Origin of the sequence: Melaminivora alkalimesophila, from assembly GCF_000282995.1 — a bacterium.
In the GTDB taxonomy this organism is placed as follows: domain Bacteria; phylum Pseudomonadota; class Gammaproteobacteria; order Burkholderiales; family Burkholderiaceae_C; genus Melaminivora; species Melaminivora alkalimesophila.
Window position 1 is genome coordinate 1 of record NZ_ALEE01000608.1, and the last position, 8,705, is coordinate 8,705.

The following is an 8,705-nucleotide window of genomic DNA, read 5'->3' on the forward strand; positions in this document are numbered from 1 at the left end:
CGCCCGCCTGCGCGAGGGCCAGCGCGTGGCCTGCGTGAGCGATGCCGGCACGCCCGCGGTCAGCGACCCGGGCGCGCGGCTGGTCGCCGCGGTGCACGCCGCCGGCCTGCGCGCGGCGCCGGTGCCGGGCGCCAGCAGCGTCACCGCCGCGCTGAGCGTCGCTGGGGCCGGCGCCTCGCCGGCGGCCGGCGCGGGCTTCGTCTTCGCCGGCTTCCTGCCGGCCAAGGGGGCCGAGCGCAGCGCGGCGCTGCAGCAGCTGGCGGGCGAGCCGCGCAGCGTGGTGCTGCTGGAGGCGCCCCACCGCATGCGCGCCCTGGCGCGGGCGCTGGCGCCCCTGGGCGAGCGGCGCGTCACGGTGGGGCGCGAACTCACCAAACAGTTCGAAGAGGTCGCCACCTGCCGCGCCGACCAGCTCGAAGCCTGGATGGCGAACGACCCGAACCGCGAGCGGGGCGAGTTCGCCCTGGTGCTGCACCCTGCCGAGGTCGCGTCGGATACGGAGGCCGCGGCGCAGCGGACGCTGCAGCTGTTGCTCAAGGAGCTGCCGACCAAGACCGCGGTGCGGCTCGCGGCCGAGCTCACGGGCGCGCCGCGCAACGCGCTGTATGTCCTCGCCTTGCAGCTGCAGGCACAGGAGGCCGGGGAGCCGCCGCCCGGGTAGGCCCGCCTGCCGCCCCGGCCCTTGCGGGGCCCCGTCCCCGCGCCATCGGCGACAGAAAAAACGCAGGCAACAAAAAACCCGCCATGGGGCGGGTTCCTTGCTTTTTCCGTGAAACACGGATTGTTTGGTTGCGCGAGGAGGATTTGAACCTCCGACCTTTGGGTTATGAGCCCAACGAGCTACCAGACTGCTCCATCGCGCGTCAGAAACGAAAGTATAACCTATTTTCAGGCGTTCGTGGCGGTTTCGCCAGCTTCCGCCTTTTCTTCGGCGCGCTCGACGAACTCCACGTAGGCCATCGGGGCGTTGTCGCCCACGCGGAAGCCCATCTTCAGGATGCGCGTGTAGCCGCCCGGGCGCGCCTTGAAGCGCGGGCCCAGCTCGTTGAACAGCTTGGTCACGCTGTCGCGGTTGCGCAGGCGGTCAAAAGCCAGGCGGCGGTTCGCCACCGTGTCTTCCTTGGCCAGGGTGATCATCGGCTCGATCACGCGGCGCAGTTCCTTGGCCTTCGGGACCGTGGTCTTGATGGCCTCGTGCTCGATGAGCGAGTTCATCATGTTGCGCAGCATCGCGAGGCGGTGCGAGGTCGTGCGGTTGAGCTTGCGGAGTCCGTGTCCGTGGCGCATGGTGCTTTCCTTTTTGACTTGGTTAAGACGGGCAGCCGTGTCAGGTACTGCCCGGAGCACTCCCCAGGGGGGAAACAAAAAAACGTGGCGGGATCAGCGCTTGTCCAGGCCGGCGGGCGGCCAGTTCTCCAGCTTCATGCCCAGCGTCAAGCCGCGCGAAGCCAGCACTTCCTTGATCTCGTTGAGCGACTTGCGACCCAGGTTCGGGGTCTTGAGCAGCTCGTTCTCGGTGCGCTGGATCAGGTCACCGATGTAGTAGATGTTCTCGGCCTTCAGGCAGTTGGCCGAGCGCACGGTCAGCTCCAGCTCGTCGACCGGGCGCAGCAGCACCGGATCGAAGGTCGCGGCGCCGCGCGAGCTCGAGGGCTCGAAGGCCGCCAGCTCGCCGCCTTCGAGCTGGGCGAACACCGCCAGCTGCTCGACCAGGATCTTCGCCGAGGCGCGCACCGCGTCTTCCGCCGAGATGGCGCCGTTGGTCTCGATCTCCATGACCAGCTTGTCCAGGTCGGTGCGCTGCTCCACGCGGGCGCTCTCGACCGTGTAGCTGACGCGGCGCACCGGGGAGAAGGAGGCATCGAGCACGATGCGGCCAATCGACTTGGTCGACTCGTCGCCGTGGCGGCGCACGTTGCCCGGCACGTAGCCGCGGCCCTTCTCGACCTTGATCTGCATGTCCAGCTTGCCGCTGGCCGACAGGTGGGCAATGACGTGGTCGGGATTGACGATCTCGACGTCGTGCGGCGTCTGGATGTCGCGCGCCGTGACGACGCCCTCGCCTTCCTTGCGCAGCGACAACGTCACTTCGTCGCGGTTGTGCAGCTTGAACACCACACCCTTCAAGTTCAGCAGGATGTTGACCACATCCTCCTGGACGCCGTCGATGGACGAGTACTCGTGCACCACGCCGGCGATGGTCACCTCGGTTGCTGCATAGCCCAGCATGGACGACAGCAGCACGCGGCGCAGGGCGTTGCCGAGCGTGTGGCCGTAGCCACGCTCGAAGGGCTCGAGCTCCACCTTGGCGCGATTGGCGCCCAGCTGCTCCACGTTGATGGTCTTGGGCTTCAGCAAATTGGTCTGCATGCGGACTTCCTCTCAATACCCCCAGCTCGTTACACCGGTAAGGCTGGTGAAGCGCCCCTGGCGCGATGCCTCGCGCCAGGGGAATGGGTTTTCCTGTGGGCGCAGCGCCCCGGAATCAACGCGAGTACAACTCGACGATCAGCGATTCGTTGATGTCCGCGCCGAACTCGTCGCGGTCCGGCACCTTCTTGAAGGTACCCTCGACCTTGTCGACGCTCACCTCCACCCAGCCGGGCAGGCCCACCTGTTGCGCCAGCTGCAGGGCTTCCTGCACGCGCGCCTGCTTCTTGGACTTCTCGCGCACGGCGACCACGTCGCCCGGCTTGACCAGGTAGGAGGCGATGTTCACGGACTGGCCGTTCACGGTGATGGCACGGTGCGACACCAGCTGGCGCGCCTCGGCGCGGGTCGAGCCGAAGCCCATGCGGTAGACCACGTTGTCCAGGCGGCACTCCAGCAGGCCCAGCAGGTTGGCGCCGGTGTTGCCCTTGCGGCGCTCGGCGGCCTCGAAGTAGCGGCGGAACTGCTTCTCCAGCACGCCGTACATGCGCTTGACCTTCTGCTTCTCACGCAGCTGCAGGCCGTAGTCGGAAGTGCGCGAGCCGGAGGTGCGGCCGTGCTGGCCGGGCTTGGTGTCGAACTTGGCCTTGTCCGCGATCGAGCGGCGGGCGCTCTTGAGGAACAGGTCGGTGCCTTCGCGGCGGGAGAGTTTGGCCTTGGGGCCGAGGTAACGTGCCACTTTGAATATCCTTGCTATCGTCAACTGCCGCAGTCGGGCTGCGGGAGCCACCTTCGGCGCCGCGGAGGCGCGGGGTGGCGGTGGGCTTCAATGAATCGGTCGGGAAGCGACCCGCAGGGCGCTCAGATGCGGCGGCGCTTCGGGGGGCGGCAGCCGTTGTGCGGGATCGGCGTCACGTCGGAGATGGACGTGATGCGAATGCCCAGGGCGCCGAGGGCGCGCACCGAGGACTCGCGGCCCGGGCCGGGGCCGCGGATCTCGACATCCAAGTTCTTGATGCCCTGCTCCATCGCAGCGCGGCCGGCCGACTCGGAAGCGACCTGCGCGGCAAAGGGCGTGGACTTGCGCGAGCCCTTGAAGCCCTGGCCGCCCGACGAGGCCCACGACAGTGCGTTGCCCTGGCGGTCGGTGATGGTGATGATGGTGTTGTTGAAGGACGCGTGCACGTGGGCAATGCCGTCCGAGATGTTCTTGCGAACCTTCTTGCGCACGCGCTGGGCGGCGTTGCTGGGAGACTTGGCCATAGGATTCTTTCAGTGCTTACTTCTTGAGCGTCACGGCACCCTTGCGCGGGCCCTTGCGGGTGCGGGCGTTGGTGCGGGTGCGCTGACCACGCATGGGCAGGCCACGGCGATGGCGGAAGCCCCGGTAGCAGCCGATGTCCATCAGGCGCTTGATGTTCATCGTGGTCTCGCGGCGCAGGTCGCCTTCCACCGTCAGGGCGTTGACCTGGTCGCGGATCTTCTCGAGCTCGACGTCGTTCAGATCCTTGATCTTCTTGGAATACTCGATGCCGCAGGCGTCGCAGATCTTGCGTGCGGTGGTGCGCCCGATGCCGAAGATGGCGGTCAGGCCGATTTCCGCGTGCTTGTGCGGCGGGATGTTGATGCCAGCAATACGTGCCATGTTAGTCCTCTGATACCTACGCTCAACCCTGGCGCTGCTTGTGGCGCTGGTCGGTGCAGATCACGCGCACCACGCCCTTGCGGCGGATGATCTTGCAGTTGCGGCAGATCTTCTTGACAGAAGCCGAAACTCTCATTGCTCTCTCCTAAACTTGTGCATTGGTTCCGGCGCCGCCCTTGTGCCAGCAGCCGCGAAACCTCGGTCCGTGTATCTTGTTGCCCGAAAGGCCTGTCCCGGGCGGCATAGCATGAATCAGCCTTTTTCTGGCGAACCTGTAAGTGTAGCGCATTCGCCAGAATCAGGCCAGGGTCAGGCGCCCCCCGTGGTCTTGAAATTCGCCTTCCTGAGCAGCGACTCGTACTGCTGGCTCATCAGGTAGTTCTGCACCTGGGCCATGAAGTCCATGGTGACGACCACGATGATCAGCAGCGAGGTCCCGCCGAAGTAGAACGGCACGTTGTACTTCAGGATCAGGAACTCCGGCAGCAGGCACACGAAGGTGATGTAGATCGCCCCGGCCAGCGTCAGGCGCACCAGGATCTTGTCGATGTAGCGCGCCGTGTGCTCGCCCGGGCGGATGCCCGGGATGAAGGCGCCGCTCTTCTTCAGGTTGTCTGCCGTCTCGCGGCTGTTGAAGACCAGCGCGGTGTAGAAGAAGCAGAAGAAGATGATGGCGCCCGCGTACAGCAGCACGTAGATCGGCTGGCCCGGGGTGAGCGAGCCGGCGATGTCGCGCAGCCAGCGCATGGACTCCCCGGCGCTGAACCAGTCGACCACGGTGGCCGGCAGCAGGATGATCGACGAGGCGAAGATCGGCGGGATCACGCCTGCCATGTTCAGCTTGAGCGGCAGGTGCGAGGACTGGCCGCCGTACACCTTGTTGCCCACCTGCCGGCGCGCGTAGTTCACCAGGATCTTGCGCTGCCCACGCTCGACGTAGACCACGAAGTAGGTGACCAGGCCAACGACCAGCACGATGAAGATCGCCACGATGATGCTCATCGCGCCGGTGCGCACCAGCTCCAGCAGACCGCCCATGGCGCTCGGCAGGCCGGCGGCGATGCCGGCGAAGATCAGGATCGAGATGCCGTTGCCCAGCCCCCGCTCGGTGATCTGCTCGCCCAGCCACATGAGGAACATGGTGCCGGCCGTCAGGCTGACCACCGCCGTCATGCGAAAGCCGAAGCCCGGCTCGATCACCAGCCCGGCCTGGCTCTCCAGCGCCACGGCGATGCCCAGCGACTGAAAGAGCGCCAGGCCGACGGTGCCGTAGCGGGTGTACTGCGTGATCTTGCGCCGGCCGGCCTCCCCTTCCTTCTTCAGCTGCTCGAAGGCGGGCATCACGTAGGTCATCAGCTGCATGATGATCGACGCCGAGATGTACGGCATGATCCCCAGAGCGAAGACCGAGAAGCGCGACAGCGCGCCGCCCGAGAACATGTTGAAGAGGTTGAGGATGCCGCCCTGCTGGCCGCTGAACAGCTGCTGCAGTTGCGCCGGGTCGATCCCGGGGACGGGAATGTGCGTGCCCGCGCGGTACACGACCAGCGCGAGCAGCAGGAAGACCAGGCGCCGGCGAAGGTCGCCGAACTTGCCGGTCTTCGCCAGTTGAGCCGCGTTCGTAGCCACGGGTGCCTTTCGCAAAGAGCCGATCAGGCCACGCTGCCGCCGGCCGCCTCGATGGCGGCCTTGGCGCCAGCCGTGGCGGCGATGCCGGAGAGCTTGACGGCGCGGGTGATCTCGCCGCTCTTGATGACCTTGACCACGCGGGCCAGCTCATCGACCAGGCCGGCCTTCTTGAGGGCCAGCACGTCGACTTCGTCGGCGCCCAGGCGCTCCAGGGCCGACAGCGTCACCTCGGCATTGAACTTGAGCGTCTGCGACTTGAAGCCGCGCTTCGGGAGCCGGCGCTGCAGCGGCATCTGGCCGCCTTCGAAGCCGACCTTGTGGTAGCCGCCGGAGCGCGACTTCTGGCCCTTGTGGCCGCGGCCGCCAGTCTTGCCGAAGCCCGAGCCGATGCCGCGGCCGATGCGGCGGCGCTCGCGCGTGGCCCCTGCTGCGGGCTTGATGCTATTGAGTTCCATCACGCACCCTTTCAGAGGACTTTGACCAGGTAGCTGATCTTGTTGATCATGCCGCGCACTTCGGGCGTGTCCTTGAGCTCGCTCACGCTGTTGAGCTTGCGCAGGCCCAGGCCACGGATGGTGGCGCGGTGCGATTCCTTGGTGCCGATGGGGCTGCGCACCAATTGAATCTTCACGGTGGGTTGGGTTGTCATGTCAGCTGACTCCATCAGGCGGCAAACAGCTCTTCGACCGACTTGCCACGCTTGGCGGCCACTTCGGCCGGCGTCGTGCAGTTGGCCAGCGCGTCGAGCGTTGCACGCACCATGTTGTACGGGTTGGACGAGCCGTGGCTCTTGGCCACGATGTCGGTGATGCCCATGACCTCGAAGACGGCGCGCATCGGGCCGCCGGCGATGATGCCGGTACCCTTCGGGGCGGGAGCCATCATCACCACGGCCGCGCCGTGGTGGCCGGTCACGTTGTGGTGGATGGTGCCTTCCTTGAGCGACACCTTGAACATCTTGCGGCGGGCCTCTTCCATGGCCTTCTGCACGGCCGAGGGCACTTCCTTGGACTTGCCCTTGCCCATGCCGATGCGGCCGTCACCGTCGCCGACCACGGTCAGCGCGGCGAAACCGAGAATGCGCCCGCCCTTCACGACCTTGGTCACGCGGTTGACCGCGATCATCTTCTCGCGCAGACCGTCGTCGCGACCGTCGTCCTGCATCCGGGGTTGAAATTTAGCCATTGTTGATTCGCTCCGCTTCAGAACTGCAGGCCGGCTTCGCGGGCCGCTTCCGCCAGGGCCTTGACGCGACCGTGGTAGGCAAAGCCGGCACGGTCGAAGGCCACCTTCTCGATGCCGGCGGCCTTGGCCTTCTCGGCAATGCGCTTGCCCACGACCTGGGCCGCGGCGGCATTGCCGCCCTTGCCCGCGCCGCCCAGGGACTGGCGCACCTCGGGCTCGACCGTGGACGCCGTGGCAAGCACGCGCGAGCCGTCGGCAGAGATCACGCTGGCGTAGATGTGGAGGTTCGTGCGGTGCACGGCCAGGCGCACGGCGCCCTGCTGGGCGATGCGGATGCGGGTCTGGCGCGCACGGCGAAGACGCTGCTCTTTCTTGGTCAACATGTTGCAGCTCCTTACTTCTTCTTGGTCTCTTTGATCACGACCTTCTCGTCCGCATAGCGGATGCCCTTGCCCTTGTAGGGCTCCGGCGGGCGTGCTGCGCGGATCTCGGCGGCCATCTGGCCCACGGCCTGGCGGTCGGCGCCCTTGACCACGATCTCGGTCGGGGTCGGGGTCGCGACCGTGATGCCGGCCGGCATGTCGAAGGCCACGGGGTGCGAGAAGCCGATGTTCAGGTTCAGCTTGGAGCCGGATGCCGTGGCGCGAAAGCCCACGCCCATCAGCGTCAGCTTCTTCTCGAAGCCCTGGCTCACGCCCACCACCATGTTGTTCACCAGCTGGCGCACGGTGCCGCTCATGGCGTTGGCTTCGCGCGAACCGTCGGCCGGCGTGAAGCTCAGCTTGCCGTCGTTGTTGTCGACGCGGACCAGCGGGTTCTGGCGCAGCTGCAGCGAGCCGCCGGCGCCCTTGACGCTGATCTGATCGTCCTTGATGGACACATCCACGCCTTGGGGGATGGTCACCGGGGATTTGCCTACTCGGGACATTTCTGGGTTCTCCTCGACGCGGGCATCAGGCCACGTAGCACAGCACTTCGCCGCCGACACCGGTGGCGCGCGCCTTGCGGTCGGTCATCACGCCCTTGGGGGTAGTGACGATGGCCACGCCCAGGCCGTTCATGACCTGGGGGATGGCACTGGCGCCCTTGTACACGCGCAGGCCGGGACGGCTCACGCGCTCGATGCGCTCGATCACCGGGCGGCCGGCATAGTATTTCAGGGCAATTTCGAGTTCCGACTTGCCACCTTCGGTCTTCACCTCGAAGCCGTCGATGTAGCCCTCGTCCTTGAGCACCTGGGCGATGGCGACCTTCACCTTGGAGGACGGCACCGACACGGACGCCTTGGAGACCATCTGCGCATTGCGGATGCGGGTCAGCAGGTCGGCGATGGGATCACTCATGCTCATGTTGTATCTCTCCTGCTGCGCTTACCAGCTGGCCTTGGTGACACCGGGGATGTCGCCGGCAAAGGCCAGTTCGCGGATCTTGTTGCGCGCCAGACCGAACTGGCGGAAGGTGCCGCGCGGGCGGCCCGTGATCTCGCAGCGGTTGCGCTGGCGCGTGGGGTTGGCGTTGCGCGGGAGCTTTTGCAGGCCCAGGCGGGCCGCCTCGCGCTCCTCGTCGGTGCGCTTGGCATCGCCGGCGATGGCCTTCAGTTCGGCATACTTGGCGGCGTACTTGGCAGCCAGTTTTTCGCGCTTGAGCTCGCGCTCGATCAAAGCTTTCTTAGCCATAGGACGCTCTCTCAGTTCTTGAACGGGAAGCGGAAGCCCGCGAGCAGCGCCTTGGCTTCCTCGTCGGTCTTGGCCGTGGTGGTGATGCTGATGTTCAAGCCGCGCAGCGCGTCCACCTTGTCGTACTCGATCTCGGGGAAGATGATCTGCTCTTTCACACCGATGTTGTAGTTGCCGCGGCCGTCGAAGGCGCGGCCGGA

At 66.3% G+C, this 8,705-nt stretch carries 15 protein-coding genes, 1 tRNA gene and 1 pseudogene; 1 reads left to right on the top strand and 16 read right to left on the bottom strand.

All coding sequences use genetic code 11. The features are described from left to right. The coding region (rsmI, locus tag A612_RS11905) for a 16S rRNA (cytidine(1402)-2'-O)-methyltransferase (RefSeq protein ID WP_019374699.1) at positions 1-661 on the top strand (661 nt) is incomplete at its 5' end. Positions 662-786: 125 nt separating this feature from the next. On the opposite strand, the gene A612_RS11910 is transcribed toward rsmI, so the two are convergent. The 16 genes and pseudogenes from A612_RS11910 to A612_RS11985 all read right to left on the bottom strand — a co-directional run. After that, a tRNA-Met gene (locus A612_RS11910) sits at positions 787-863 on the bottom strand. A 25-nt stretch (positions 864-888) separates the two neighbouring features. Then, positions 889-1,287: a 50S ribosomal protein L17 gene (gene rplQ, locus A612_RS11915; RefSeq protein WP_019374700.1), complete on the bottom strand. Its 399-nt coding sequence runs from the start codon at positions 1,285-1,287 to the stop codon at positions 889-891. 93 nt (positions 1,288-1,380) lie between these two features. After that, positions 1,381-2,370: a DNA-directed RNA polymerase subunit alpha gene (locus A612_RS11920; protein WP_019374701.1), complete on the bottom strand. Its 990-nt coding sequence runs from the start codon at positions 2,368-2,370 to the stop codon at positions 1,381-1,383. 115 nt (positions 2,371-2,485) lie between these two features. Next, a complete protein-coding gene (gene rpsD, locus A612_RS11925; protein WP_019374702.1) occupies positions 2,486-3,109 on the bottom strand; it encodes a 30S ribosomal protein S4 in 624 nt (207 codons plus the stop codon). Positions 3,110-3,231: 122 nt separating this feature from the next. After that, complete coding sequence (gene rpsK, locus A612_RS11930; protein ID WP_019374703.1) at positions 3,232-3,633, bottom strand: 30S ribosomal protein S11; 402 nt, start codon at positions 3,631-3,633, stop codon at positions 3,232-3,234. Positions 3,634-3,649: 16 nt separating this feature from the next. Next, positions 3,650-4,015, bottom strand: a complete 366-nt coding sequence (gene rpsM / locus A612_RS11935) for a 30S ribosomal protein S13 (protein WP_019374704.1) — start codon at positions 4,013-4,015, stop codon at positions 3,650-3,652. 22 nt (positions 4,016-4,037) lie between these two features. After that, a complete protein-coding gene (rpmJ, locus tag A612_RS11940) occupies positions 4,038-4,151 on the bottom strand; it encodes a 50S ribosomal protein L36 (RefSeq protein ID WP_003050535.1) in 114 nt (37 codons plus the stop codon). Positions 4,152-4,324: 173 nt separating this feature from the next. Next, the gene (secY, locus tag A612_RS11945) at positions 4,325-5,644 is read right to left on the bottom strand and encodes a preprotein translocase subunit SecY (RefSeq protein WP_019374705.1); all 1,320 of its coding nucleotides are present in this window, start codon (positions 5,642-5,644) and stop codon (positions 4,325-4,327) included. A 23-nt stretch (positions 5,645-5,667) separates the two neighbouring features. After that, on the bottom strand, positions 5,668-6,099 hold the full coding sequence (gene rplO, locus A612_RS11950) for a 50S ribosomal protein L15 (RefSeq protein WP_019374706.1): 432 nt from the start codon (positions 6,097-6,099) through the stop codon (positions 5,668-5,670). A gap of 11 nt (positions 6,100-6,110) precedes the next feature. Next, a complete protein-coding gene (gene rpmD / locus A612_RS11955) occupies positions 6,111-6,293 on the bottom strand; it encodes a 50S ribosomal protein L30 (RefSeq protein ID WP_019374707.1) in 183 nt (60 codons plus the stop codon). Between the two features lie 14 nt (positions 6,294-6,307). Continuing rightward, positions 6,308-6,829 (bottom strand): 30S ribosomal protein S5, encoded by a 522-nt coding sequence (gene rpsE / locus A612_RS11960; RefSeq protein WP_019374708.1) that lies wholly within the window; start codon positions 6,827-6,829, stop codon positions 6,308-6,310. A 17-nt stretch (positions 6,830-6,846) separates the two neighbouring features. After that, positions 6,847-7,212 carry a 50S ribosomal protein L18 gene (gene rplR, locus A612_RS11965; protein ID WP_019374709.1) on the bottom strand — a complete coding sequence of 122 codons (366 nt, stop codon included), beginning with the start codon at positions 7,210-7,212 and terminating at the stop codon, positions 6,847-6,849. 11 nt (positions 7,213-7,223) lie between these two features. Next, on the bottom strand, positions 7,224-7,757 hold the full coding sequence (gene rplF, locus A612_RS11970) for a 50S ribosomal protein L6 (RefSeq protein WP_040436765.1): 534 nt from the start codon (positions 7,755-7,757) through the stop codon (positions 7,224-7,226). Between the two features lie 25 nt (positions 7,758-7,782). After that, entirely contained in the window at positions 7,783-8,178 is a 396-nt protein-coding gene (gene rpsH / locus A612_RS11975; protein ID WP_019374711.1) for a 30S ribosomal protein S8, read from the bottom strand. Between the two features lie 21 nt (positions 8,179-8,199). Further along, positions 8,200-8,505, bottom strand: a complete 306-nt coding sequence (gene rpsN / locus A612_RS11980; protein WP_040436766.1) for a 30S ribosomal protein S14 — start codon at positions 8,503-8,505, stop codon at positions 8,200-8,202. Positions 8,506-8,516: 11 nt separating this feature from the next. Beyond that, a pseudogene (locus tag A612_RS11985) lies at positions 8,517-8,705 on the bottom strand (50S ribosomal protein L5); the annotation flags it as partial.